Source organism: Paragemmobacter kunshanensis, from assembly GCF_011059185.1.
Taxonomy (GTDB): domain Bacteria; phylum Pseudomonadota; class Alphaproteobacteria; order Rhodobacterales; family Rhodobacteraceae; genus Paragemmobacter; species Paragemmobacter kunshanensis.
The window spans coordinates 24,778-49,582 of record NZ_JAALFE010000005.1 but is presented as its reverse complement, the minus strand read 5'-3'; the positions used below and the strand labels follow the sequence as shown (position 1 = coordinate 49,582).

Sequence of the window (24,805 nt, the reverse complement as noted above, 5' to 3'; positions counted from 1 at the left end):
GGGTCAGAAGTGGAAGGCGTCGGTGACGTGCCGCTTGCCCAGGGTCAGCGCATCGGCGACATGCACCATGGGGGCGAGATCCACTTCGGATGCCCCGGCGCGGACAAGTTCGGCCATGCGGGCATAGAGGCGCGGATATTCGCCCATGATCGTCTGTTCGCCCGCGATGTCCTGGCCCGCCACCTGAAACCGGTTGCCGCCAAAGCGCAGCGCGCAGGGGCCGGCATCGGTGTCGATCTCGATATCCCAGGTCTGCGGGCCTTCCTGCCGCCAGTCGAAATCGGCGGTGACATTGCCACAAAAGGCGATGCGCGCGGCGATGGGGGTGTCGCGGTTGGCGGGGAATTCCAGATCGGCCTGCGTGACATGCACGGGGGCGGGCAGGATTTCCGTCAGGATCGAAAGCGCGTTGATGCCGGGATCGAAGACTCCCATGCCACCCGGTTCGAACACCCAGTCCTGGCCGGGATGCCATTTGCGCACATCCTCGCGCCAGGTGATATGGGCGCGGGTGATGGTCTTGTCCCTGAGCCAGGCCTTCGCGGGGGCCACAGCCTCGGCCATGCGGGAATGCCATGTGGCATAGAGGGTGACGCCCTGTTCGGCGGCCAGGCGTTCCAGGGCATGCACCTCGGCCAGGGTCTGGCCCGGGGGTTTCTCCAGCATGACATGGCGGCCCGCCTTCAGCGCCAGTTCCGCATAGGGATAGCGGGGCTGCGGCGGCAGGCAGAGCGAGACCGCCCCGATATCGGGGCGCTGCGCCAGCATGGCGGCGAAATCGGTGAAGGCGGGCACGCCATCGACGCTGCCCGCGCGGCTGACCGTGGCCGCCAGTTCCCAATCGGGGGAGGCGGCCAGCGCGGGAACATGCTGGTCGCGGGCGATCTTGCCGATGCCGACGAGGGCGATCTTCATCAGTGCGAATCCTTGCCCACCGGCGCGCCACGATTGCCGCGCAGGAAATCGAGATCGGCCCCCTTGTCCGCGCCCATGACATGCTGGTGATGCAGCATGGCATAGCCGCTGTCGGGCGGAGTCACGCGGGGTTTCCAGGCGGCAAGGCGGGCGGCAAGCTCTGCGTCGCTGATATCCAGATGCAGGCGGCGGTTGGGCACGTCCAGTTCGATCATGTCGCCGCTTTGCACCACGGCGAGCGGGCCGCCTGCGGCGGCCTCGGGCGAGGTGTGCAGGACGACCGTGCCATAGGCGGTGCCCGACATGCGCGCATCCGAGATGCGCACCATGTCGGTGATCCCCTTCTTCAGAACCTTGGGCGGCAGGCCCATATTGCCCACCTCGGCCATGCCGGGATAGCCCTTCGGGCCGCAGTTCTTCATCACCATGACGCAGGTTTCGTCGATGTCGAGATCGGGGTCGTTGATGCGGGCCTTGTAGTCGTCGATATCCTCGAACACCACCGCGCGGCCGCGATGCGTCATCAGCGCGGGGGTTGCGGCGGAAGGTTTCAGCACCGCGCCATTGGGGGCAAGGTTGCCCTTCACCACCACCACGCCGCCCGATTGCGTCAGCGCCTTTTCGACCGGAAGGATCACGTCGGGATTGTGGTTCACCACCTCCTTCACCTCGTCCCACATCGTTTCGCCCGAAACGGTGAGCGCGTCCCTGTTCAGCAGGCCGCTTTCGCCCAGACGTTTCAGCACGACAGGCAGGCCGCCCGCGTAGAAGAATTCCTCCATCAGGTATTTGCCCGAAGGCATCAGGTTGACGATGGTGGGCACGTCGCGGCCCAAGCGGTCCCAGTCGTCCAGCGTCAGGTCGATGCCGACGCGGCCCGCGATGGCCAGAAGGTGGATCACGGCATTGGTCGATCCGCCGATGGCGGCATTGGTGCGGATGGCGTTTTCGAACGCCTCGCGCTTCAGGATGTCGGAGGGTTTCAGATCGTCCTTCACCATCTGCACGATGCGGCGGCCCGAAAGCTGCGCCATGACGCGGCGGCGGCTGTCCACCGCCGGGATGGCGGCATTGCCCGAAAGCGCCATGCCCAGCGCCTCGGCCATGGAGGCCATGGTGCTGGCGGTGCCCATCGTGTTGCAGGAGCCTGCCGAGCGGGACATCGAGGCCTCGGCCTCGGCAAACTCGGCCGGGGACATCTCGCCTGCCTTCACGGCTTCGGAGAATTTCCACAGATGCGTGCCGGAACCCACGCGTTCGCCCCGGAAATAACCGTTCAGCATCGGCCCGCCGGTCACCACGATGGAGGGCAGGTCGGTGGAGGCGGCGGCCATGAGGAGCGAGGGCGTGGTCTTGTCGCAGCCCACCAGCAGCACGCAGCCATCCATCGGCTGGCCGCGCATCTGTTCCTCGACCGACATGGCGGCGAGGTTGCGGAACATCATGGCGGTCGGGCGGAAGGCGGATTCCGAGACGGAGAAGACGGGCACCTCGACCGGGAAACCGCCCGCCTCGTAGATGCCGTTCTTCACCTTTTCCGCGAGGTCGTTCAGATGCGCGTTGCAGGGGTTCAGTTCCGACCAGGTGTTCAGGATGCCGATGACCGGGCGGCCATCGAACAGGTCATGCGGGAAGCCCTGATTCTTCATCCAGCCGCGGTGATAGATGTTGTCGCGGCTGGAACCGCCGAACCATTCCTGCGAGCGCAGTTTGCGGGGCCATTTGGCGGGTTTGAATGTCATCTCTTCCTCACAGGGCATGAACGGCGACAATGGCCGCACCCGGCGCGGGCGCGCGGGCGAGCGGATTTTTCAGCGGCAGGCCGAAGGGGGGGGCCTCGATCTCGAACAGGTCGCCGGGTTGGGTGGCGATGCCATCGGCAAAGGACAGGGTGGCGGTGCCGAACATGTGGACATGCACATCGCCCGGGCGACGGAAGAGATCGTATTTGAAATGGTGATGTTCGAGATTGGCCATGCTGTGCGACATGTTCGCCTCGCCCGAGAGGAAGGGTTTCTCCCAGATCACCGCGCCATCCCTGCGGATGCGCGACATGCCCTGCACATCGGCGGGCAGGTCGCCCACCAGGATTTCGGGCCCGAAAGAGGCCTCGCGCAGCTTGGAATGGGCCAGCCACAGATAGTTGAACCGTTCGGTGATATGGTCCGAGAATTCGTTGGCCAGCGCCCAGCCCAGGCGGCAGGGCGTGCCGTCGGGGGCGATGATGTAGATGCCGGCCAGTTCCGGTTCCTCGCCGCCGTCTTCGGCGAAGGCGGGCATGGTCAGGGGCTGGCCGGGGCCGATGGCGGTGGTGCCATTGCCCTTGTAGAACCATTCGGGCTGCGCGCCGGGGGTGCCCGGCGCGGGGCGGCCACCCTCAAGGCCCAGGCGGAACATCTTCATGCTGTCGGTCAGGTTTTCCGCCCCGTCCAGCTTGGCATGCATCGCATCGCGGGCCGAGGCGCTGCCCAGATGCGTCAGGCCCGTTCCCGTCAGGTGCATATGGGTGGGATCGGGATGGGTGATGGGCAGCGTGACGCGCCCCTCGGCCAGAAGCGAGGGCAGGTCCACCGCCGCGCCCATGCCCCGTTCGGCGATGATCGCGGCGACCGGGCGGCGGGTGGTGGCGGCCTCAAGCGCCAGGTCATAGGTGCTGGCCGTGCCACGCAGGATCGCGGCTTCGGATCCCGCGCGGACCACGACGGCAAGGCTGCCATCGGGGCGGATGATCTGCGACAAAAGCATGGGGGGCCTCACTTGTTCTTGTTGTAGACGTCGAAGATGACGGCGGCCAGAAGGACAAGGCCCTTGATCACCTGCTGGTAGTCGATCCCGATGCCCAGGATGGACATGCCGTTGTTCATCACCCCCATGATCAGCGCGCCCACGACCACCCCGATGATCTTGCCCGATCCGCCGGTCATCGAGGCCCCGCCGATGAAGACGGCGGCGATCACATCGAGTTCGAACCCGACCCCCGCCTTGGGGGTAGAGGAGTTCAGCCGCGCCGCCACGATCATCCCCGCAAGCGAGGCAAGCACCCCCATGTTGCAGAAGGCGAAGAAGGTCAGCCGTTCCGTATTGATCCCCGACAGGCGGGCGGCCTTCTCGTTGCCGCCCAGGGCATAGATGCGGCGGCCCGTCGTCGTGTTCTCGGTGAAGAAGGCGTAAAGCACGGTCAGCACTGACAGCACCACAACCACATTGGGCAGGCCGCGGAAGGTGGCCAGCTTGTAGCCCACGAACAGCAGCGCGGCGGCCACCACGAAGTTCCTTATCGCGAAGACGGCCACGGGTTCGGGCGTGATGCCGAATTGCTGATCCCTGGCGCGGGCGCGCAGGCCCATCCACAGGATCGCCACCGCCGCCAGCGCCACCAGCGCCAGCGCCGTCATGTTCGGCTTGCCCACGCCAAAGGCATCGGGGATGAAACCCGTCGAAAGCGACTGGAAGGATTTGGGGAACGGCCCCACATTCTGCCCCGCCAGCAGCCAGAGCGTCAGCCCCCGGAAGACCAGCATCCCCGCCAGCGTGACGATGAAGGACGGGATGCGCCAATAGGCCACCCAATAGCCCTGCGCCGCCCCGATGCAGAGCCCGACCAGAAGGCAGGCCGGGATCACCGCATAGACGGGCCAGCCCATGTTCACCGTCAGCACCGCGGCCACCGCGCCGGTAAAGCCCACGACAGAGCCGATGGACAGGTCGATATGGCCCGCCACGATCACCAGAAGCATCCCCAGCGCCATGATGATCACATAGGAATTCTGCAGGAAGAGGTTGGTGATGTTCTGCGCCGACAGGAAATCGACACCCAGCTGGACCCGGACCACCACGGTAAAGAAGATCACGATGGCGACCAGCGCCAGGATCATCCCGTTTTCCCGCAGATGCCCGCCCAGATGCGCGCCGATGCCCTTGCCGCCCGTGCCTGCCGCCTGATCCGCCATCACGCCACCCTTGCCTTGCCGTCATTCTTCAGGATGAGGGACATGATACGCTCCTGGCTGGCCTCTGCCTTCGACAGTTCGCCCGCGATGCGCCCCTCGTTCATCACATAGATCCGGTCGCACATGCCCAGAAGTTCGGGCATTTCGCTGCTGATCATCACCACCCCGCGCCCCTGGGCGGCAAGTTCGTTCATGATCGTGTAGATTTCAAACTTCGCGCCCACGTCGATGCCGCGCGTGGGTTCGTCCAGGATCAGGACCTGCGGATCGGCGAACAGCCATTTCGACAGCACCACCTTCTGCTGGTTGCCGCCCGACAGGTTCACCACCTTCTGGAACACGCTTGGCGTGCGGATCGACATGGCGCGGCGATACTCCTCGGCCACCTGCTGTTCGCGTCCCCGTGACAGGACGCCCCGCGTGGCCACCCCCGCCAGATTGGCCAGCGTGATGTTCTTCACGATGGGTTCGTCAAGGACAAGGCCAAGCTGCTTGCGGTCCTCGGTCACATAGGCCAGCCCCGCCGCGATGGCGCGGGTGACGGAAGAGGTATCGACGACCTTGCCCCCCATCTTCACCGTGCCGGAAATGTCGCGCCCATAGGCATGGCCGAAGATCGACATGGCCAGTTCCGTGCGCCCCGCGCCCATCAGCCCGGCGATGCCCACGATCTCGCCCTTGCGGACGGTGAAACCCGCGTCGCGGATCATCTGGCGGCCCTGCTGTTCGGGATGCCAGACGTTCCAGCCCGACACTTCCATCAGCACCTCGCCGGGGTTCGAGTCACGCTCGGGGTAGCGATGGGCCATGTCGCGGCCGACCATGTCGCGGATGATGCGTTCCTCGCTGATATCGGCCTTGTCGAGGGTCGAGACGGTGGCCCCGTCACGCAGGATGGTGATGCGGTCGGCCACGCGGCCGATCTCGTTCAGCTTGTGGGAAATGATGATCTGGGTGACGCCCTGCGCCTTCAGTTCCAGCATCAGGTCCAGCAGTTTCTGGCTGTCATTCTCCTGCAGGGCCGCTGTGGGTTCATCGAGGATCAGCAGGCGCACATCCTTGGCCAGGGCCTTGGCGATCTCGATCAGTTGCTGCTTGCCGACGCCCAGCTTGCCCACCTGCGTGGTGGGCGGCTCCGAAAGCCCCACCTTCTTGAGCAGGGCCTCGGTCTGCTGAAAGGCGCTGGGCCAATTGATGATGCCGTTCTTCGCCACCTCGTTGCCGAGGAAGAGGTTCTCGGCAATCGACAGAAGCGGCACAAGCGCCAGTTCCTGGTGGATGATGATGATGCCCTTTTCCTCGCTGTCGCGGATGCCGCGATTGGCAAGGGTGGCGCCGTCGTAAAGGATTTCGCCCTCATAGCTGCCATGCGGATAGACGCCCGACAGCACCTTCATCAGGGTGGACTTGCCCGCGCCATTCTCGCCGCAGATGGCGTGGATCTCTCCCGCTTCGACCGTCAGGTCGACATGGTCCAGCGCGCGGACACCGGGAAAGACCTTGCTGATCCCCCGCATTTCCAGAAGCCTTGCCATGCGATCCCCCCGGTCTGCATCAGGCCCGCCCGCGCCAGGCGGGCGGGCGGGCGGGCCTGACTTTCTGGACGTTACTTCAGCTGATCGGCCGTGTAATAGCCCGAACCGACGAGGATTTCCTCATAGTTCGTGACATCGACCGAGACCGGCTCCAGCAGGTAGGAGGGAACGACCTTCACCCCGTTGTCATAGGTTTCGGTGTCGTTGATCTCCGGCTCGCCGCCCGACAGGATGGCATCCACCATCTTCACGGTCACGCCGGCCAGCGCGCGGGTGTCCTTGAAGATGGTCGAATACTGCTCGCCCGCGATCATCGACTTGACCGAGGGCACTTCGGCATCCTGGCCCGTCACGATGGGCATCGGCAGATCGCCCGAGCCATAGCCCACGCCCTTGACCGAGGACAGGATGCCGATCGACAGCCCGTCATAGGGCGAAAGCGCGCCATGCAGCTGCTTGTCGCCATAGTTGGCCGACAGAAGGTTATCCATGCGCGCCTGTGCCACCGCGCCATCCCAGCGCAGGGTGCCCACCACATCCATGCCCATCTGGCCCGACGGGATGACGATGTCGCCCGCGTCGATCAGCGGCTGCAGCACGCTCATCGCGCCGTTGTAGAAGAAGAAGGCGTTGTTGTCGTCGGGCGAGCCGCCGAACAGTTCCACATTCCACGGCTTCGCGTCGGGGAAGCGCTCCTTCAGGCCCTTCACCAGGCTTTCGGCCTGCTGCACGCCCACCTTGAAGTTGTCGAAGGTGGCGTAATAGTCGACCGACCCGCTGTCGCGGATCAGGCGGTCATAGGCGATGACCTTGATCCCCGCCGCGGCGGCATTGTCCAGCGCGTTGGACAGCGTGGTGCCGTCGATGGCCGCGATGACAAGGACGTTCACGCCCTTGGTGATCATGTTCTCCACCTGCGCAAGCTGGGTGGGGATGTCGTCTTCGGCATATTGCAGATCGGTCGCGTAACCGGCGGCGGTGAACTGCTCCACCATCGAGTTGCCGTCCGAAATCCAGCGCGCCGAGGATTGCGTCGGCATCGCGATGCCCACGGTGCCCTTGTCCTGCGCGAAGCTGGGCGCGCCGACAAAAGATGCGGCAGTGGCAAGCGCAAGAAGCGCCCTTCTGGAAAGTTTCATGCTGTCCTCCCTCGCCGTGATGCGCCACGGCATGTTGCGGCCCCGTTGCCGGGCTCCCGTCCCGCCAACGCCGTGGGGCGGAGAGTTGCAACGGCTTTGCATATCCGTCAAAGAATGATTTGTGATGAATATATGGCGATAAGGTTATGTCAGAATCCGACAATCTGCTGCGCCGCGGGGTCAAGCTGGCGCATCTGCGCCTGATGGCGGCGCTGGCGGAAACCGGGCAGCTGGGCGCGGCGGCCGATCTTCTGGGCGTGGCGCAGCCCGCCGCCTCGCGCCTGCTGGCCGAGGTGGAGCGGATCGCGGGCCAGCCCGTGCATCAGCGCACCGGGCGCGGCATCACGCTGACGCCGATGGGCCATGCGCTGGCCCGGCGGGCCGAACGGGTGGTGATGGAATTGCGCGATGCCGGGCGCGAGATCGCCGAGATCGCCAGTGGCGGATCGGGCCATGTGCGGATCGGTTCGGTGACGGGGCCCGCGCTGGACCGGGTGCTGCCCGCGCTGCGCACGGCGCGGCTGGCCCTGCCGCAGGTGACGGCCGAGGTCGTCGTGGCGCCTTCGGACCTGCTGGCGCAGCAATTGCTGGCGGGGCGGCTGGATTTCGCCATCGGCCGGATGCCCGACGGGATGGAGGGGCAGTTGCACCTGTCAGATCCCATCGGGGTGGAACCCGTCGCCCTGATGGTGCGGCGCGGGCACCGGCTGGCGATGATGCCCGAGGTCGCGCCGGGCGATCTGATGGGGTTCGACTGGGTCATGCCGGGGCCGGGCGCGCTTTTGAACCGGGCGGTGACAGAGCGCCTGCGCGCCCTTGGCCTGCCGCAGCCGCCGCAGCGTCTGGCCACGGCCTCGTTCCTGCTGACGCTGGCGCTGATCCAGCAATCCAACGCCATCGCGCCCCTGGCGCGCGCGGTCTGCGACCGCTTCGCGGGGCCGGATTCGCCCTATGTCATCCTGCCGGTCGATCTGGGGATCGTGGTGGAACCCTTCGGCCTTCTGACCCGCGCAGGTGCGATCCTGACCCCGGTCGCGGCGCGGCTGGCGGGCATGGTCGTCGCGCAGGGCGGCGAGGCGGGGGCAGGCGACGGGGCAGGGGATCGGCAGGGCTGATTAGGCTTTGCCTAAGCCGCGCATGGGAACATCCTGCTTTCCTTGTGCAAGCCCATGGCGGAAAGTCATCTTTGCGGGCGACGCCGTCGCGCCGCCGATCCGAGGATGCCGCCATGACCGCCCTAGACCCCGCCCTGCGCGCCATCGAGGAATTGCGCGCCAATGTCGCCGTGCCCTTCGAACGCGCGCAGGCCATGCCGAAATCGGTCTATACCTCACCCGCCTTCGCCGAGGCCGAACAGCGCCACATCTTCGCGCAGGACTGGCTTTGCGCGGGCCGCGCCGACGCGCTGAAGGAACCGGGCGACTATCTGACGATGGAGATCGCGGGCGAACCCGTCATCATCCTGCGCGACCGCGACGGGCAATTGCGCGGCCTCTCCAACGTCTGTCGCCACCGCATGTCGACGCTGCTGGAAGGCCGCGGCCGCGTCCGCGCCATCGTCTGCCCCTATCACGCCTGGACCTACAACCTTGACGGCAGCCTGCGCGGCGCGCCCGCGATGACGCTGAACGAAACCTTCTGCAAGGAGCAGGTCCACCTGCCGAAGATCCGCGTCGCCGACTGGCACGGCTGGATCATGGTCACGCTGAACCCCGAGGCCGCCCCCATCCATGACCGCCTTCGCGATGTCGAGGCGCTGGTGGGCCATCTCGACATGGCCTCCTACTCTGAGACCTTCCGCGAGGAATTCCGCTGGGCGACCAACTGGAAGGTGCTGGCCGAGAATTTCATGGAAAGCTACCACCTGCCCGCCTGCCATGCGGGCACCATCGGCGGCACCTGCGACCTTGCCCTGATGGAATGCCCCGAGGGGACGGAGGCCTTCAACTATCACTGGATCGTCAAGAACGACCTTGTCCCCCTTGCGCTGGCGCATCCGTCGAACACCAGGCTGCAAGGCGACGCGCGGCGCATCACCTGGCTTCTGGCGATCTATCCCGCGCTGCTGATCACGCTGACACCGGGCTATTTCTGGTATCTGTCGCTGACGCCGGACGGGCCGGGCCATGTGAAGGTGCTGTTCGGCGGCGGGATGAGCGCGGAGTGGATGGCCGATCCCGACGCCCCGACGCATCTTGCGAAAGTGAAGGAATTGCTGGACGACGTGCAGGTGGAAGACAAGGGATGCACCGAAAAGGTCTATCGCGGCCTGCTTGCCGCCATGTCCTCCCCCGGTCCCCTGTCCCACCTCGAACGCCCGAACTTCGAATTCGCCCAATACATCGCCCGGATGATGCCCCCGGCGTGACCCTGTGCCCAAGCCGGGGGGCAATGCTGCCCCCCGGACCCCCCGCCGCCCCAGAAACCAACCGGAAAGACATCATGGCCCATATCCGCCACCGCAAGTTCAACACGAAGGACACCTATCCCGAACAGAAGCTGGACAATGACCTTGCCCAGGCCGTGGTGGCGCGGGGGACGGTGATCTTCCTGCGCGGTCAGTGCCCGCAGGATCTGGACACGGCGATGAACATCGGCAGCCACGATCCGGTGGAGCAGACCCACAAGGTGATGCAGAACATCCGCCAGCTGGTCGAGGAATGCGGCGGGAAGATGGAGCATGTGACCAAGCTTGTGGTCTATCTTACCGATGTCCGCCACCGCGAGGCCGTCTATCGCACCATGGGCGAATATATCCGCGGCGTGCATCCCGTCTGCACCGGGCTTGTCGTCGTGGCGCTGGCCCGGCCCGACTGGCTGGTGGAGATCGACGCCACCGCCGTGATCCCCGACTGAACCGCGCCCGAGCCGCCCTGCAGACCCGTTGCATGGGTATTTGCGGCCAAGATGAAGATGCCGTTTCACCTTGGCCCAAATACCCTGCGACGCCCGTAACCCCGAGGTGACGCATGACCTTTTCGCTGTTGGCCCGCTGCCCCGAGACGGGTGCCTTCGGGATGGTGATCTCTTCCTCTTCCCCGGCCGTTGCCGCGCGCTGCGCCCATGCGCGGGCGGGGGTGGGGGTGGCGGCAACGCAGAACATCACCGACCCTGCCCTCGGTCCGGCGCTGCTGGACCGGCTTGCCGCAGGTCGCCATGCGGATCAGGCCGTGGCAGAGGTGGTGGCCGGGACGGCCCATGCCGAATACCGGCAATTGATGTGCGTCGATGCGGGGGGCCGGGTGGCCGCCCATTCCGGCGGGCATGTGCTGGGGATCTGGGGGGTGGCGGAAGGCCCCGGCGTGATCGCGGGGGGCAATCTTCTGGCCCATGACGGCGTGCCCGCGGCCATGGTGGCGGGTTTCCTTGCCGCGCGCGGGGCGCTGGGCGACCGGCTGGTCGCCGCCCTGATCGCCGGGCGCGATGCCGGGGGCGAGGCGGGGCCGGTGCATTCGGCGGGGCTTCTGATGGTGGATCGCGAAAGCTGGCCTGTCGCCGAATTGCGTTGCGACTGGTCCGACGAGGCGCGTCCGATCGAGGCCGTGGCGCGGGCCTGGCAGGTCTATGCCCCGCAGATGGCGGCCTATGTGCAGCGCGCGCGCGATCCGCGGCAGGCCCCGTCCTATGGCGTGCCGGGCGATGAGTGAGGGGTCGCGCGCGGGGCTTCCGTCGCGGGCGGCGGCAGGCTAGCCTGCGGGGATGCCGCTTCGCTTTACCCTGCGCCAGCTTGAATACCTCGTCGCCGTCGCGGAATGCGGATCGGTGGCGCTGGCGGCAGAGCGCTGCCATGTCTCATCGCCGTCGATTTCCGCGGCCATCGCGCAGCTGGAACAGGAATTCGGGCTGCAGCTGTTCATCCGGCGGCATGCGCAGGGCCTGTCGCTGACCGAGGGCGGGCGTCAGTTCACCGAAGCCGCGCGGGCGGTGCTGCTGGCCGGGGGCGCCCTGAACGACCGCGCGGCGGATCTGACGGGGCAGGTGCGCGGGCCGCTGGCGGTGGGCTGTCTGCTGACCTTCGCCCAGGTCGTGCTGCCGCGCCTGCGCCGCAGCTTTGCCGAGGCGCATCCCCAGGTGGAGTTCCGCCAGTCCGAGCATGATCACGCCGCCCTGATCGAGGCGCTGCGCCGGGCGACGCTGGATGTGGCGCTGTCCTATGATCTGGAGATCCCGGGCGATCTGGAGTTCCGGCCCCTGCTGCCGCTGTCGCCCTATGCGCTGCTGCCCGAGGATCACCCGCTGGCCGGGCGGGCGGCGGTGACGGCGGCGGATCTGGCGCCGCATCCGATGGTGCTGCTGGATCTGCCCTACAGCGCCGATTACTTCCTGTCCTTCTTCACCGCCGAGGGCCTGCGCCCGCTGATCGCCGAGCGGACCCGCGACATGGGGGTGATGCGGGCCATGGTGGCCAATGGATTCGGCTATTCCATCGCCAATATCCGGCTTGGATCGGATCGCGCGCCCGATGGGCGGCGGCTGGTCTTCGTGCCGTTGCGCACCGCGCGGCCGCCGATGCGGATGGGGCTGATCCTGCCCGCTTCCGCGCCGCTGCGCCGTGCGGTGGCGGCCTTTGCCGATCATTGCCGCGATGCGCTGACCGATGCCGTCCTGCCCGGCCTTTCCGATCCCGAAGGTTGACGCAGGCCCCGGCATGGCTAGATCGCGCGCATGACCCGCCCTTTCCCCCCCCTGCCGCCCGCCGCATTGATCGTGGCGCATGGCCAGCCTTCGGATCCCGGCCCCGCCGCGGCCGAGATCGCCTTTCTCGCCGCCAAGGTGCAGGCGCTGATGCCGGGCTGGCGGATCCGGTCGGCCACGCTGGCCGATGAGGGGGCGCTGCCGCGCGAGGTGGCGGCGGCGGGCAGGGCGGGGCTGGTCTATCCGCTCTTCATGGCCGGTGGCTGGTTCACCGCCACCCATCTGCCGGCGCGTCTGGCTGCGGCAGGTGGGGCGGACTGGCGGATCCTGCCCCCCTTCGGGCTGGATCCCGGGGTGCAGGCGCTGACGCTGACACTGGCGCGCGAAGCGGCAGCGCGCCGCGGGCTTGCCGCGGCCGACCTGCCGCTTCTTCTGGCGGCGCATGGCAGTTTCCGCAGCCCCGCCCCGTCGGAGGTGGCCCATGCCATGGTCGCCCGCCTGCGCCAGGAGGCGGGCTTCAGCCGCGCCGAGGCCGCCTTCATCGACCAATCCCCCCGCATCGCCGAGGTGGCCGCGGGCTTTCCCCCCGGCGCGCTGGTATTGCCCTTCTTCGCCGCCCGCGGCGGCCATGTGACCGAGGATCTGCCGCAGGCCCTGCAGGCGGCGGGGTTTTCCGGCCAGGTATTGCCGCCGGTCGGGCTCGATCCCCGGGTGCCGGGATTGATCCGCGCCGCGCTGCGCCGGGCGGCGGGCTGATCAGGGCGCGGCCGTCTCGCTGGCAGGCGCCCCGCGGGGCGCGGCCGGGCCGGTTTCGCCAGAGGCCGCTTCGGCCTGCAGCAGCAGCGCGGCCCGCGTCTCCTGCCAGATGCCCGCGATCCGTGACAGGGCCTGCGCGATGGCCGCCGGATCGGGCTGATGTTCGCCCGGGGCTGCGGCAGGCGGCTCTTCCGCCTGGGGCCGGTCATCGGGATGCAGCGCCCCCGCACCCAGCGCCTCTTGCGCGGCCATGAGGGCATGCCGCAAGGCAAGCGCGCCGAACGTGCCTGAACTGCCCGTCAGGCGATGGCACAGACGTGCCATCTCGGCCCCGTCGCGGCCCGGATCCAGCGCGCCGAGGCGGGCAAGGCTTGCATCCGCCTCTTCGATCAGGCGCAGGATCAGGGCCTGCGCCGTTTCCGCGCCGACATAGCGGATCAGATCGGCCAGGCGGTCGGCATCAATCACCTGCGGCAGCGGTGCCGCGCCAGGGCCGCCCGCGCCACCGGTCTCGGCCAGGGCCGGCCCGCCCGCAGGGCCGGTGGCGGCCCGGTCCAGCGCGGCGGGATCGCCCGCCAGCGCCCGCAACAGGGCATTGCGCCCGATGGGCTTGGTCAGCGAGGCCTCCATCCCCGCCGCGCGAAAGCGCGCCTGTTCCTGTGGCAGGGCATGGGCTGTCAGCGCCAGGATCCGCGCCTGCGCCGAAGGCCCGCCGCCCACGCGGATCGCGCGGGTGGCGGCGATGCCATCCATCCGCGGCATGGAGATATCCATCAGGATCGCGTCGAACCCCGCCTTGCCGGCCTTCTCCACGCCTTCGATGCCATCCGCGGCCTCGGTCACCTGATGACCGCCGCTTTCGAGGAAGCGCCGCAGCAGGAAGCGGTTGATCGCATTGTCCTCGACCAGCAGCACCCGCAGGGGGGGGCCTGGATCGACATCGTCGCCGGCATCCGCCGCGCTCTTGCCCGGGGGGGCAGGCTCTGTCGTGGCCGCGGGCGGGGCGGGCGGCAGGGGCAGGCGCAGCCAGAACAGGCTGCCCTCGCCCTCCAGGCTTTCCAGCCCGATCTCGCCCCCCATGGCCCGGGCCAGCCGCCGCGCGATGCCAAGGCCAAGCCCGGTGCCGCCGGTGCTGCGCCCATAGCTGGCATCCAGCGTGACGAAATCCTGAAATATCCGCTCCTGATCCGCCTCGGCGATGCCGATGCCGGTATCGCCCACGCGAATCTCCACCAGCCCGGGCTGATCCGGCAGGCGTTCCGCCTCGATCGAGATATTGCCGTCGCGGGTGAACTTCACCGCATTGCCGACAAGGTTCAGAAGGATCTGCCGAAGCTTGCCCCGGTCGCCGATCACCCGGCCCAGCGGGCCATCGGGCTGCGTTACGGCCATGCTGTTCCCCGCCGCCTCGGCCAGACCCGCCTGATTGGCGGCGGTCTCTTCCAGCAGGCGGTCCAGGTCGAAGGCGGCGGCCTCGGCCCGGGCGGCACCGACTTCGGCGCGCGACACGTCGAGGACGGAGTTTACATGGCCCAGCAGGATCTCGCCCGAGGATTCCATCACCGACAGAAGGGCGCGCTGGTCGTCATTGGTGGCGGCACGGCGCAAGAGTTCCATCGACCCGATCAGCCCGTTCAGCGGGGTGCGCATCTCATGGCTCATCACCGCCAGGAATTCCGCCTTGGCCTTCTCGCCCGCCTGCGCCCGGTCCAGCGCCAGGGTCAGCGTGGCCTCGGCCTCCCGCCGGGCCGAGATGTCGCGCAGGAAGGCCACCACGATGCCCGCTTCCTGCCCCGCGTCCCGCGCGATGGAGACTTCGGCCGGAAAGACGCTGCCATCGGCGCGGCGGGCATCCACCTCGATGCGCAGGGCATCCTGCCCCTCGCCCCGCGGTTCGGACAGGGCCGCGATCAGCGCGCGCTGCTGGGGGCCATCCAGGCCTTCGGCGAAAAGATCCTCCAGCGCGTTCCGCCCGATGGCGCGGGCGGCGGGCAGGCCGAAGATCGCCTCGGCGGCGGGATTGAAGTCAAGGATGATGCCGTTGCGATCGGTGACCACGATCCCGTCCGCCGATGTGGCGACAATGGCCGACAGGCGCGCGCCGGTATCCGACAGGACGCGCTTCTGGATCTCCGACCGGCGGAACTGCAGTGCCAGGATGGCCGCCACCCCGGCCAGGATCAGCATCAGCGCCGCCGTCACCGCCGCCAGGCGCAGCAGCGTCAGCGAAATGGATTCGCGGTTCATATCGGCCTGGGCCGCGAAATCGGATACCGCATCCAGCGTCATTGCCCGGGTCGCGGCCCGCACCTCGGGCAGGGGGGCGGCGATCCGCCCGAGGTTGCGCGCCAGCATCCTGTCGGGCGCGTCGATCAGCGCGACCGTCTCATCCAGATAGGCCATGACCTGGCGATAGCCTGCGGCATAGTCCGGCAGATCCATCAGCGGCGCGTAAAGCGTGCTGCGGTCCAGCATGGCCACGCGGCTGTAGAAGACGTTGAACCAGCGGCGCACCTCGTCCAGCCGGTCGGGGGTGGGGCGCTTCTGCGCCTCGGTCAAGGCGCCCTGCAGGCGCAGCACCTCTACCTCGGTCTGCAGCATCACCCATTGGGTGTTGTCGGAATTGGCCCGTTCCAGCACCGCCAGCCGCGCCCGCACCTCCTGCGCCAGGAAGGCGATGGCGACAAGGCACAGCCCGGCCACCAGCGCCGCAGCGCCCAGCCGGTATTGCCCCATCCTCTGCCAGGTTGCCACCTCGCGCGCGCCCATCTGCCTGCGCAACCCCGCAACAGGCCGGGCGCGCTGTCGCAACCTATGGCGGATTGGGCTTGCCTTCCAAGGCGTTTCACGGTGTCACCATGAAAGGGACAAAGCGGCGCGGTCGCCTCGCCATGCGGGGACAGGCGCGCCGACAGGAGGCAGTGATGCGGCTCTTGCTGGCCGACGACCACGATCTGGTGCGCGAGACGCTGGCGGCCTTCCTGCTTGCCGAAGGGTTCGAAACCGTGCGCTGCGTGGCCACGCTGCCCGCCGCGCTGGAGGTTCTGGCCGAAGGCACGCGCTTCGATCTGGTGCTTCTCGATTACAACATGCCCGGCATGAACGGGCTGGAGGGGCTGGCCCGTGCCCGGGCCGCCGCGCCGGGCGTGCCGGTGGCGATCATCTCGGGCACCACGCAGCGCGATCTGGCCGAAGCCTCGCTTCAGGCCGGGGCGGCGGGTTTCGTGCCCAAGACGCTCGCCTCGCGCGCGATGATCGCGGCGGTGCATCTGATGGCCTCGGGCGATGTCTTCGCGCCGATCTCGCTTCTGATGCGCGAACCCGACATGGCGGATGTGCTGCAAAGCCTGACCCGGCGCGAGACGGATGTCCTGCGCGGCATCTGCGAGGGCAAGTCGAACAAGGAAATCGCCCGCGACCTCGATCTGCAGGAGGTGACGGTGAAGCTGCATGTCAAGACGCTCAGCCGCAAGCTGGGGGCGAAGAACCGCACCCATGCCGCGATGATCGCGCGGGATTCCGGGCTGACCTGACCGCCCCCCCCCGCGCCAAGGCGCGCAAGCGCCCGAATTTTCGCAGAAAATTCGTGGCCCGCCACAGGCGGGCCCTGGACCACCCCGGCGTCAGACCGTGTGCAGGTAAAGGTCGTAATCCACCTCGCTCACCGTGCGGGCGACGCGGGCATGTTCGGCGGCCTTGATGGCGGTGAAGGTGCGGTGCATCTCTGCACCCAGCGCCTCTTTCAGGAAGGCCGAGGCGGTCGCCGCCTCGATCGCCTGCCGCCAGTCCACCGGGATGGGCGGGGCATCCTGCGCCTCGGCATAGCCGTTGCCGGTGGTTTCCGGGCCGGGGTCGATCCTGTGCTTCAGCCCGTGCCGGATGCCCGCCAGAACCGTGGCCGCCACCAGATAGGGATTGGCATCCACGCCCGCCGGGCGGTGTTCGATGCGGCGGGCCTTGATGTCGCCCGCCGGGATGCGCAGCGCGACAGAGCGGTTGTTCACCCCCCAGGTCGGGCTGACGGGGGCATAGCTTTGCGCGGCAAAGCGCCGCCAACTGTTGGCGTGGGGGGCAAAGACCAGCATGGATTCCCCCATCGTCGCCCGCAACCCGCCCAGCGCATGCAGGATGGCGGGGTTCCAGCGGCCTTCCTCTTCCTCGACAAAGACATTGCGCCCCGCCGCGTCGCAGAGCGAGACGTGGAAATGCATGCCCGAGCCTGCATATTTTTCCACCGGCTTGGCCATGAAACAGGCGGTTACGCCATGCTGGCGGGCCTGCAGGCGGACGATGCGCTTCAGCCGCATCAGATCGTCGGCGGCCTGCATTACATCGGTGCGGTAGTGCAGCGTCAGCTCATACTGGCCCGGCGCATATTCCGAGATCATCGTCTCGGCCTTGATCCCGGCCTTTTCCGCCCCGGCATAGATGTCGCTGAACAGGGGCAGCATGCCATGCAGGTGGTCCACCGAGTAGACCTCGGTCTTGTGCGATCCGCGCCCGTCCAGCACGTCGCGGGCGGGCTGCACCTTGCCGTCGGGGCCGCGCTCATTGGCCAGCAGGAAGAATTCCAGCTCGAACGCCCCCGCCGGATAGAGCCCTTCGGCCGCCATGGCATCGACCTGGCGCTGCAGGGCATGACGGGGATCCGATGTCATCGGATTGCCCTCGAGGTCATACATCGACATCAGCACCTCGCCGCGCGGGGGCTGGGTGGCATGCAGCGGCACTAGCGTGCCGGGGATCGGCCAGGCCCGCAGGTCGCCATCGCCCTGATCCCAGATCAGGCCCGTCTCATGCACATCCTCGCCGCAGATATCGAGGCCGAGGATGGAGATCGGCAGATGCCGGCCATTCTTGTAAAGCGACAGAAGTTCATGCCGCCGGATGATCTTGCCCCGACCGATTCCGTTCGAATCGTGCAGGACGATGTCGAAGGCCTCGATCTCGGGATGGGCGGCGAGGAAGGCTTCGGCCTCGGCGAGGGTGGAGCCGGAGGGGCTGGTCGTATCGGTCATTCTGTCTCTCGGGGGAAGAATTCGGTCAGGATTTCGTCGAAGGCGGCGATCAGCCGGTCGATCTGGCGTTTTCGCGTGGCGGGGCTGACCAGCATCATGTTGTGGAAGGGCGCGATCAGGCAGCCGCGGTTCAGAAGCGCGGTATGGATCGCGGCCTCTACCGCGGGCTGGTGGGCGGCCTGGGCCTCGGTTCCGTTATGCAGGGGGCCGGGGGCGCAGATGAATTCCACCCGCGCGCCCACGCGCACCACATGCCAGGGCGCGCCATGCCGTTCGATCGCGGCGGCAAGGCCCCTGGCCAGCCGTTCGGCCCCGGCCTCCATGCGGGCATGGTTTTCGGGCGTCATCACCTCGGCCAGGGTGGCGGCGAGGCAGGCGAACTGCATCGGATTGGCCGAAAGCGTGGTGCCCATGCCCGAATGGCCCGGCGCGCGGGTGGCATCATAGGCGTTGAACCGGTCGGCCACCGCTTCGGTCATGCCCCAGACGGCGGTGGGCATGCCCCCCGCCACGCATTTGCCGACGACGAACATGTCGGGCTGCAGGCCATGCACGCGGCTATAGCCGCCATGGCCGGACGAGATGGTATGCGTCTCGTCGATGATCAGAAGCGCGCCATGCTTCGTGGCCAGCGCGCGCAATCCGGCATGAAAATCGGGCGCAGGCAGGACCATGCAGGAATTGGTCATCACCGGTTCGGTCAGGATGGCCGCGACATCGCCCCTGGCCAGCGCCTTTTCCACCCCGGCCAGATCGTTGAATTCGCAGGCCACCGCGCCCTTCGTCAGATCCTGCACCTGGCCGACAAGCCCCGCACGGTTCACCGTGCGGCCCTGCACCAGTTCCACCATCGTGTCATCCACCGTGCCGTGATAGCAGCCGTTGAAGACCAGCACCTTCGGCCGCCCGGTCACCGCCCGGGCGACACGCAGGGCAAAGCGGTTGGCATCGGTCGCGGTGGTGGCGATCTGCCAGCGGAAGGGGCCGAAGGTTTCCGTGAGCAGGCGGCCCGCTTCCAGCGCGGCTTCGGTGGGCAGCATGTAGGTCAGGCCCCGGCGGGCCTGCTTGCGGATGGCGCGGGCCACGGGTTCGGGCGAATGGCCGAACATGGAGCCGGTATCGCCCAGGCAGAAATCGTCGATCCCGTAGCCGTCGATATCGGTCAGCCTTGCGCCCTTCGCCTCGGCCACCAGGGGCAGGTGGGGCATGGGCCAGTCGGCCATCCAGTGCATCGGCACGCCGTTCAGGAACGCCCCCGCCCCCTGCGCCAGCGCCGCCGCCGCGCGCGGGCGGCTTTGCGCGAAACGCCGCGCCTCGCGCGTGGCGATGCGTTCCAGCCGGTCCTGCGGAATGCCTGCGATGATCCTTGCCGTTCCTGCCATGGGACGCGCCTCCCTGCCGCTTTGGCCCGCTTATGACGCGGAATTTGATCAAATGCAAATGTTGCCGGGCGGAGCGCCGCGCGAAAGGCGCGGCGCAAGCCTTTTGTCGCGCCTGCGCGCGTGCCGCGCTTCGGCGCAGGCGATGGGGGCGCTGCCCCCAAACCCCCGGGGTATTTGGGCCAGGATGAAGGGACCGGGTCAGGAGGTGACGCGGATCTCGATCAGGCGCGGGCCTTTCTGCGGTGCGGCCAGTGCCGCGCGCAGGGCGGCGGGGTCTTCGGCGACAGAGGCGAAGTCCAGGTCGCAGGCGGCGGCGAAGGGGGCAAGGTTGAGCGGGCTGGGCGTGCAGCCGATGATTTCGGTCTGGGCATCGCGCATGGCTTCGGCGATTTCGCGATAGCTCGCGTTGTTCCAGACGAGGAAGGTGAGGGGGAGGGATTCGTCCACCGCCACGCGCAGTTCGGCCGGGTCGAATTGCAGGCCCCCGTCGCCGATGAGGCATATCGTGGGACTGCCGGGATGGGCGATGGCCGCGCCGATGGCGGCGCCGGGGCCGAAGCCCAGGGCGCCAAAGCCGGTGGCGGCGTTGAACCAGCCGCCGGGGCGATCATGGTCGTAGTAAAGGTTGGCGGCATAGACGGGCTGGGTGCTGTCGCCCACGATCTGCGCGCCGGGAAGGGCGCTGCGGATCGCCTCGACCATGGCCAGTTGCGCGGGCATGGAAGGGTGGAGCGCGCCGAGTTCGGCGCGGGCGCGGGCGCGCGTGTCGGCAGCGCGGGCGGGGCCTTCGGCCTGTTTCTGTGCCAGATGGGGCAGAAGCGCCGCGATCGTGGCGGCGGTTTCGGCCCGGATCGGCAGCGCGGCAGGGTGGCGGGCGAGTTGATCGGCGCAGACATCGACGCGGATCATTCCCGACAGATCGGGAAAGCCGCCGCGCACATACATGTCGTAATCCGTGGGGCCGAGTTCGGTGCCCAGCGCCAGGATCCGGTCGGCCTGCGCGATCAGCGCGCGCGGCGCGTCGAGCGAGGGCGAGGCAGGCACGCAAAGCGGGTGGTCATGCAGCATGCCGCGCGCATTCACCGTCAGGATCACGGGCGCGTCGAGGGTTTCGGCCAGTTGGCGCAAGGCTGCATCGCAGCCGCGCGCGCCGCCGCCGGCAAGGATCACCGGGCGCCGGGCGGCGTTCAGCAGGCGGGCGGCTTCTGCGATCTGGTCCGGCTCTGGCGCGGGGCGGGCGGGCAGCGGCGCGCGGGGGGCTTCGGGCGCGGCGAGCGGCATCACATCCGTCGGGATCTCGATATGCACGGGGCCGGGGCGGCCCGTCAGCAGATGGGCGAAGGCGCGGTCGAGCATCGCTTCCAGATCGGCGGGGTCTTCCAGCCTTTCGCTGGGGCAGAGCGGACGGACCATCGCCGCCTGATCGGGGAGTTCGTGCAAGAGGCCCAGCCCCTTGCCCAGGCTGTTGCGCCGGTTGACGCCCGAGATGACGAGGATCGGCACCGAATCCGCCTTGGCCTGGCCCATGGCGGTCAGCGCGTTCAGAAGGCCCGGCCCGGTGATGACGAAGGCCACGCCCGGCTTGCCCGAGGCGCGGGCATAGCCATCGGCCATGAAGGCCGCGCCCTGTTCGTGGCGTGGGGTGACATGGCGGATGCCGCCGCCCGCAAGGCCGCGGTAAAGTTCGATCGTATGCACGCCGGGGATGCCGAAGACCACCTCGACCCCGCGCGCCCTCAGCCCCTCGACCAGGGCCTGGCCCACCGTCCTCATGCCGCGATCCTCCGCCCGGCGGCGAAGGTGGCGATGCGGTCGCAAGCCGTGGCGATGCGGTCATCGGGCTGGGTCAGCGACAGGCGCAACCAGCCCGCCAGCGCCGTGCCAAAGCTTTCGCCGGGCATGGTGGCGACCTTCGCCTCGGCCAGCAGGGCGCGGGCGAAGGCATCGCCCGTCATGCCGCTGGCGCGGATGTCGAGCAGCGCGAACATCCCCGCCTGCGGCATATGCACCTTCAGCCCCGCCACCCCATCCAGCCGGTCGCGGATCAGCACCGCGCGGCGCTGGAAGCGGGCCATCATCTCGGCCGCGATGGGCGAGGGGGAGGCGACGGCCTCGGCCGTCATGTCGGCGATGAAGGGCTGGCTGCCGAAGAGCATGGTTTCCGACAGGGGCAGGAGGCGGGCGCAGAATTCCGCCGGGCCCAGGCACCAGCCGGAGCGGAAGCCGGGCGCGGCATGGGATTTGGAGATGGAGGAGGCGACGATGACCCGTTCCGCGAATTCGGGCAGGTCAAGCGGCGAGGCGAAGGGGACGCCGGGGAAGCAGAGATCCTCATAGACCTCGTCGCAGATCACCCAGAGGTCATGCGCGGCGGCAAGGCCGCAGAGGGCGACAAGGTGCTCGCGGGTGAGGACCGCCCCGGTCGGGTTGTGCGGGCTGTTGAGGAACAGCACGCGCGAGCGGGGGGTGATGCGGGCGGCGATATCGGCGGGCTGGATACGAAAGCCCGCCTCGGGGCGCAGCGGCACGGGGATGACGGCGGCCCCGGTGGCGCGGATCAGCCCCTCATAGGTGGCATACATCGGATCGCCCACCAGCACCTCGTCCCCTTCCGTCACCAGCGTCTGCAGCACGGCGTAAAGCGTGGTCTGGGTGCCGGGCAGGCACATCACCTGATCCTGCCCGATGGGGCGGCCCCGGCGGGCGCTGTAGCGCGCGGCAAGGGCCGCGACCAGCGCCGGTTCCCCCTGGCCGTTGGAATAGCCGGTCCGGCCTGCGCGCATCGCCCGGGCGGCGGTGTCCATCAGGGCGGCGGGGGTGGCGACATCGGGTTCGCCGATGGTCAGTTCGATCACCGGCTCTCCCGCGGCCTGCATGCGGCGGGCGAGGGCGTGAATCTCCCATTTGGCGCCGCCAAGTCCGGCAAGACGGTCGGTGACGGGGGCGTATCTCATGCAGGGGTCTCGCTTTCGGGGGGGATCTGATAGGCGCTTTCGGGGAAACGGATGCCCAGCATGGCCCCGATGCCATCCAGCGCGATGCGCAGCACCTCGCCCTGGTCGAAATTGTCGGGCAGGGATCCGCCCTCGATCCAAAGCCCGTCGATCAGCGCGTTGCAGGCGATGGCCTCGCGCCGGTCGCGGGCGGGGTCGGCGGGGCGGGGCAGGGCGGCGATCAGCTCCTGCAGGCGGTCGCGATAGCCCAGATAGGTGGCCTCGTGGATGGCATGCATGACCGGGTCGTTGCGGCCCAGATGCATGTAGCCCGCCCAGACGCCGACCAGCAGCGTCGTCATCACCGGCGGGCGGAAATTCGCGGCGACGAAGGCGGCAAGGCGGCCGGCCGGATCGGCCTCGGGGATGGCGGCGGCGGCGCGCATCGCCTCATGCGTCATGGCTTCCATGACCTGCCGATAGGCGGCATGGGTCAGCTCTTCCTTGGATTGGAAATAGTGCCGGATCAGGCCCGGCGTCACGCCCGCCCGGGCCGCGATGGCGCGCACGGTGGCGGCTTCCGGCCCGCCCTCGGCCACAAGCGCCATGGCCGCGGCGATCAGGGCGTCGCGGCGCTTCTCCTCGCCTTCACGGCGATAGGGGCGGCGGATGGCGGGTTCGGACATGGGCGGGTGACCGTCAATTATACATGTGGATAATAACGCAAGGCGCGGACCCGTTCAAGCGCTGTATCGGGGGCCGGATCATGCTGCCACAGGGGCGCGAAAAAGGCGATGCGCGGATTGTGACCGGATCAATGCAGCGGGGGCTTCGCGGCGGGTGGCGCGGCCGGGGCGGCGGCAGGGCCGGCAGGTGCGGCGGCCACGTCCTTGTGGACGATGACATCGGCCTGCGGATAGGCGGCCAGGATCGCCCGGCGCAGCGCGGCGCCGATGGCATGGGCCTCGCGCAGGGTCTGGTCGCCATCCAGTTCGATATGGATGTTCACGAAGACCCGGCTGCCCGCCGTCCGCGTCTTCAGATCGTGAAACCCCCGCACCCCGGGCCAGCCTGCGGCCAGCTTGCCGATCCCGGCCACGATCTCGGGGTCGGCGCGGCGATCCATCAGCGCATCCCAGGCCCCCTTGCCGATGCGCAGCGCCCCCAGCGCGAGCATCCCCGCCGCCCCAAGGGCCACGATCGAATCCACCGATCCCAGCCCGAACCGGCTGGACGCCCAGAGCGAGGCGATGGCCCCGATATTGGGCAGAAGATCGCCCAGGTAATGCAGCCGGTCCGCCGCCACGACGCGGCTGCCCGTGCGCGCGGCGACCCGGCCCTGCCACCAGACAAGGCCCAGCGTCAGCAGGATCGACACCCCCATGATCAGCATGCCCAGCCCTTCGGCCTGCAGCGCTGCGGGGGCGGGCGACAGAAGCCGCTCCACCGCGCCCACGGCAATGGCCCCGGCGGCGATCAGGATGAACAGCGCCTGCCCCAGCGCGGCCAGATCCTCGGCCGAGGAATGGCCGAAGGCGTGATCCTCGTCCGCGGGCTTGGCGGCATAGATCAGCGCGGCCAGCGCGCCCAGGCTTACCATCAGGTCCATCGCGCTGTCGGCCAGCGACGCGGCCACCGACAGCGCCCCGGTCTGCCCCAGCGCCCAGAGCTTCAGCCCCACCAGCACCCCGGCCACAAGCACCGAGGACAGACCCGCCGACAGGTTCATGCGGATTGAGGGCGACAGGGGCATGGCGGCGCGTGTCCTTCGGTCAGGCCGGGGGGATGGCCGCTCGCTACCAAAGCCGGGGGGGCGCGATCAAGCGAGAGCGACTCGCAATGCCGCTATTCGATCACTTCCCCGGGGGCCACGCCCCAAAGCGCGGTCTTGCGAACCCAGCCCCTTTCGCCATCGACCGAAACGCGGCACCAGTCGGGCAGGCATTCCTGCACCCAGCCCACGACATTGCGTTCGGCCTTCAGGATGACTTCGGCCTCGTCCTGCGGGCGGCTGTGGAATTCGGCCAGATCGGCGGCGACCAGCACCGAACGCACGCCCGACAGCAGCGAATAATGCACCCAGCCACCCACGCCTTCGGCATCCTCGACCCGGCGCCAGTTTTCGTATTCCGCGGTGATGCGCAGCGGCATCCCCGACCGGGTGAAGACCCAGTCGATGCGATGGGTCAGGCCCGGGCCACGGCGGGCATTGCCTTCGTTCCCCTTCAGGCTGACGAAACGCGGCAGGGGCAGGTTGGTCACGCTGCCACGGCTTGGATCGCGGGCCGGGGCGGCGGCGGCGGCCTGTGCCGGGGCGGCCTCGGGCTGTTGCGGGGCGGCGGGCGCGCTGGGCGCGGCAAGGGCCGGGGTCGCCGTGGCGTCGGGGGAAGCGGGCGGGGCCGTTGTGGCGGCGGCGGCGGCGGGCACCAGCCCCTCGGGGCGCGGCATCGGGCGCGTCCCCTCTTGCGCAAGGCCGGGGGCTGCGGCCAGAAGCCCCGCCCAGATCCCCGCGCCCATCAGCGCCATCCTTGCCCGGTATCCC

Annotated in this window: 21 protein-coding genes; 7 read left to right on the top strand and 14 right to left on the bottom strand. The window is 68.5% G+C overall.

What is annotated here, in order from left to right; genetic code table 11:
* Positions 1-3: 3 nt before the first annotated feature.
* The 6 genes from G5V65_RS06710 to chvE all read right to left on the bottom strand — a co-directional run bounded on the left by G5V65_RS06710 (position 4) and on the right by chvE (position 7,539).
* Positions 4-915: a Gfo/Idh/MocA family protein gene (locus G5V65_RS06710; RefSeq protein ID WP_165048225.1), complete on the bottom strand. Its 912-nt coding sequence runs from the start codon at positions 913-915 to the stop codon at positions 4-6.
* On the bottom strand, positions 915-2,657 hold the full coding sequence (gene araD, locus G5V65_RS06705) for an L-arabinonate dehydratase (protein WP_165048223.1): 1,743 nt from the start codon (positions 2,655-2,657) through the stop codon (positions 915-917). Before araD ends, G5V65_RS06710 begins: the two co-directional genes overlap by 1 nt.
* 7 nt (positions 2,658-2,664) lie before the next feature.
* Positions 2,665-3,660 carry an AraD1 family protein gene (gene araD1, locus G5V65_RS06700; RefSeq protein WP_165048221.1) on the bottom strand — a complete coding sequence of 332 codons (996 nt, stop codon included), beginning with the start codon at positions 3,658-3,660 and terminating at the stop codon, positions 2,665-2,667.
* Positions 3,661-3,668: 8 nt separating this feature from the next.
* Positions 3,669-4,865, bottom strand: coding sequence for a multiple monosaccharide ABC transporter permease (gene mmsB / locus G5V65_RS06695; RefSeq protein WP_165048218.1), 1,197 nt, complete (start codon positions 4,863-4,865; stop codon positions 3,669-3,671).
* Positions 4,865-6,400, bottom strand: coding sequence for a multiple monosaccharide ABC transporter ATP-binding protein (gene mmsA, locus G5V65_RS06690; RefSeq protein WP_165048216.1), 1,536 nt, complete (start codon positions 6,398-6,400; stop codon positions 4,865-4,867). Before mmsA ends, mmsB begins: the two co-directional genes overlap by 1 nt.
* 71 nt (positions 6,401-6,471) lie before the next feature.
* Positions 6,472-7,539 (bottom strand): multiple monosaccharide ABC transporter substrate-binding protein, encoded by a 1,068-nt coding sequence (chvE, locus tag G5V65_RS06685; RefSeq protein ID WP_165048215.1) that lies wholly within the window; start codon positions 7,537-7,539, stop codon positions 6,472-6,474.
* Positions 7,540-7,685: 146 nt separating this feature from the next.
* Between chvE and G5V65_RS06680 the strand changes: the two genes are divergently transcribed.
* From G5V65_RS06680 to G5V65_RS06655, 6 genes are all read left to right on the top strand, one after another.
* On the top strand, positions 7,686-8,654 hold the full coding sequence (locus G5V65_RS06680) for a LysR substrate-binding domain-containing protein (RefSeq protein ID WP_165048213.1): 969 nt from the start codon (positions 7,686-7,688) through the stop codon (positions 8,652-8,654).
* Between the two features lie 113 nt (positions 8,655-8,767).
* Entirely contained in the window at positions 8,768-9,907 is a 1,140-nt protein-coding gene (locus G5V65_RS06675) for an aromatic ring-hydroxylating oxygenase subunit alpha (protein ID WP_165048211.1), read from the top strand.
* Positions 9,908-9,981: 74 nt separating this feature from the next.
* The gene (locus G5V65_RS06670) at positions 9,982-10,395 is read left to right on the top strand and encodes a RidA family protein (protein WP_165048209.1); all 414 of its coding nucleotides are present in this window, start codon (positions 9,982-9,984) and stop codon (positions 10,393-10,395) included.
* A gap of 113 nt (positions 10,396-10,508) precedes the next feature.
* Positions 10,509-11,186, top strand: a complete 678-nt coding sequence (locus G5V65_RS06665) for a DUF1028 domain-containing protein (RefSeq protein ID WP_165048207.1) — start codon at positions 10,509-10,511, stop codon at positions 11,184-11,186.
* A gap of 52 nt (positions 11,187-11,238) precedes the next feature.
* Complete coding sequence (locus G5V65_RS06660) at positions 11,239-12,174, top strand: LysR substrate-binding domain-containing protein (protein ID WP_165048205.1); 936 nt, start codon at positions 11,239-11,241, stop codon at positions 12,172-12,174.
* 30 nt (positions 12,175-12,204) lie between these two features.
* Positions 12,205-12,930: a sirohydrochlorin chelatase gene (locus tag G5V65_RS06655; RefSeq protein ID WP_394352232.1), complete on the top strand. Its 726-nt coding sequence runs from the start codon at positions 12,205-12,207 to the stop codon at positions 12,928-12,930.
* Here the strand turns inward: G5V65_RS06655 and G5V65_RS06650 are convergent, their stop codons facing one another.
* Positions 12,931-15,699 carry a hybrid sensor histidine kinase/response regulator gene (locus G5V65_RS06650; RefSeq protein ID WP_165048203.1) on the bottom strand — a complete coding sequence of 923 codons (2,769 nt, stop codon included), beginning with the start codon at positions 15,697-15,699 and terminating at the stop codon, positions 12,931-12,933.
* Between the two features lie 155 nt (positions 15,700-15,854).
* Here G5V65_RS06650 and G5V65_RS06645 point away from each other — a divergent pair, with 155 nt between their 5' ends.
* Entirely contained in the window at positions 15,855-16,463 is a 609-nt protein-coding gene (locus G5V65_RS06645; RefSeq protein ID WP_165048201.1) for a response regulator, read from the top strand.
* 90 nt (positions 16,464-16,553) lie between these two features.
* On the opposite strand, the gene G5V65_RS06640 is transcribed toward G5V65_RS06645, so the two are convergent.
* The 7 genes from G5V65_RS06640 to G5V65_RS06610 form a co-directional block, all read right to left on the bottom strand.
* On the bottom strand, positions 16,554-17,948 hold the full coding sequence (locus G5V65_RS06640; RefSeq protein ID WP_165048200.1) for a glutamine synthetase family protein: 1,395 nt from the start codon (positions 17,946-17,948) through the stop codon (positions 16,554-16,556).
* The gene (locus G5V65_RS06635) at positions 17,945-19,330 is read right to left on the bottom strand and encodes an aspartate aminotransferase family protein (RefSeq protein WP_165048197.1); all 1,386 of its coding nucleotides are present in this window, start codon (positions 19,328-19,330) and stop codon (positions 17,945-17,947) included. Before G5V65_RS06635 ends, G5V65_RS06640 begins: the two co-directional genes overlap by 4 nt.
* A 198-nt stretch (positions 19,331-19,528) precedes the next feature.
* Complete coding sequence (locus G5V65_RS06630) at positions 19,529-21,103, bottom strand: 5-guanidino-2-oxopentanoate decarboxylase (RefSeq protein WP_165048195.1); 1,575 nt, start codon at positions 21,101-21,103, stop codon at positions 19,529-19,531.
* On the bottom strand, positions 21,100-22,284 hold the full coding sequence (locus tag G5V65_RS06625) for a pyridoxal phosphate-dependent aminotransferase (protein WP_165048193.1): 1,185 nt from the start codon (positions 22,282-22,284) through the stop codon (positions 21,100-21,102). The genes G5V65_RS06630 and G5V65_RS06625 overlap by 4 nt, the downstream gene beginning before the upstream one ends.
* Entirely contained in the window at positions 22,281-22,949 is a 669-nt protein-coding gene (locus G5V65_RS06620) for a TetR family transcriptional regulator C-terminal domain-containing protein (RefSeq protein WP_165048191.1), read from the bottom strand. Before G5V65_RS06620 ends, G5V65_RS06625 begins: the two co-directional genes overlap by 4 nt.
* Before the next feature lie 128 nt (positions 22,950-23,077).
* On the bottom strand, positions 23,078-24,016 hold the full coding sequence (locus G5V65_RS06615) for a cation diffusion facilitator family transporter (RefSeq protein ID WP_165048189.1): 939 nt from the start codon (positions 24,014-24,016) through the stop codon (positions 23,078-23,080).
* Positions 24,017-24,108: 92 nt separating this feature from the next.
* A complete protein-coding gene (locus tag G5V65_RS06610) occupies positions 24,109-24,711 on the bottom strand; it encodes an SH3 domain-containing protein (protein ID WP_165048614.1) in 603 nt (200 codons plus the stop codon).
* Positions 24,712-24,805: the final 94 nt, after the last annotated feature.

Coding starts and splice junctions, on each gene's coding strand:
- G5V65_RS06670 (WP_165048209.1), top strand. CDS start 9,982: ATGGCCCATATCCGCCACCGCAAGTTCAACACGAAGGACACCTATCCC.
- G5V65_RS06615 (WP_165048189.1), bottom strand. CDS start 24,016: ATGCCCCTGTCGCCCTCAATCCGCATGAACCTGTCGGCGGGTCTGTCC.
- chvE (WP_165048215.1), bottom strand. CDS start 7,539: ATGAAACTTTCCAGAAGGGCGCTTCTTGCGCTTGCCACTGCCGCATCT.
- G5V65_RS06620 (WP_165048191.1), bottom strand. CDS start 22,949: ATGTCCGAACCCGCCATCCGCCGCCCCTATCGCCGTGAAGGCGAGGAG.
- G5V65_RS06675 (WP_165048211.1), top strand. CDS start 8,768: ATGACCGCCCTAGACCCCGCCCTGCGCGCCATCGAGGAATTGCGCGCC.
- G5V65_RS06630 (WP_165048195.1), bottom strand. CDS start 21,103: ATGAGGACGGTGGGCCAGGCCCTGGTCGAGGGGCTGAGGGCGCGCGGG.
- G5V65_RS06680 (WP_165048213.1), top strand. CDS start 7,686: ATGTCAGAATCCGACAATCTGCTGCGCCGCGGGGTCAAGCTGGCGCAT.
- G5V65_RS06650 (WP_165048203.1), bottom strand. CDS start 15,699: ATGGGCGCGCGCGAGGTGGCAACCTGGCAGAGGATGGGGCAATACCGG.
- araD1 (WP_165048221.1), bottom strand. CDS start 3,660: ATGCTTTTGTCGCAGATCATCCGCCCCGATGGCAGCCTTGCCGTCGTG.
- G5V65_RS06640 (WP_165048200.1), bottom strand. CDS start 17,948: ATGACCGATACGACCAGCCCCTCCGGCTCCACCCTCGCCGAGGCCGAA.
- G5V65_RS06655 (WP_394352232.1), top strand. CDS start 12,205: ATGACCCGCCCTTTCCCCCCCCTGCCGCCCGCCGCATTGATCGTGGCG.
- araD (WP_165048223.1), bottom strand. CDS start 2,657: ATGACATTCAAACCCGCCAAATGGCCCCGCAAACTGCGCTCGCAGGAA.
- G5V65_RS06665 (WP_165048207.1), top strand. CDS start 10,509: ATGACCTTTTCGCTGTTGGCCCGCTGCCCCGAGACGGGTGCCTTCGGG.
- G5V65_RS06710 (WP_165048225.1), bottom strand. CDS start 915: ATGAAGATCGCCCTCGTCGGCATCGGCAAGATCGCCCGCGACCAGCAT.
- mmsB (WP_165048218.1), bottom strand. CDS start 4,865: ATGGCGGATCAGGCGGCAGGCACGGGCGGCAAGGGCATCGGCGCGCAT.
- G5V65_RS06635 (WP_165048197.1), bottom strand. CDS start 19,330: ATGGCAGGAACGGCAAGGATCATCGCAGGCATTCCGCAGGACCGGCTG.
- G5V65_RS06645 (WP_165048201.1), top strand. CDS start 15,855: ATGCGGCTCTTGCTGGCCGACGACCACGATCTGGTGCGCGAGACGCTG.
- mmsA (WP_165048216.1), bottom strand. CDS start 6,400: ATGGCAAGGCTTCTGGAAATGCGGGGGATCAGCAAGGTCTTTCCCGGT.
- G5V65_RS06610 (WP_165048614.1), bottom strand. CDS start 24,711: ATGCCGCGCCCCGAGGGGCTGGTGCCCGCCGCCGCCGCCGCCACAACG.
- G5V65_RS06625 (WP_165048193.1), bottom strand. CDS start 22,284: ATGAGATACGCCCCCGTCACCGACCGTCTTGCCGGACTTGGCGGCGCC.
- G5V65_RS06660 (WP_165048205.1), top strand. CDS start 11,239: ATGCCGCTTCGCTTTACCCTGCGCCAGCTTGAATACCTCGTCGCCGTC.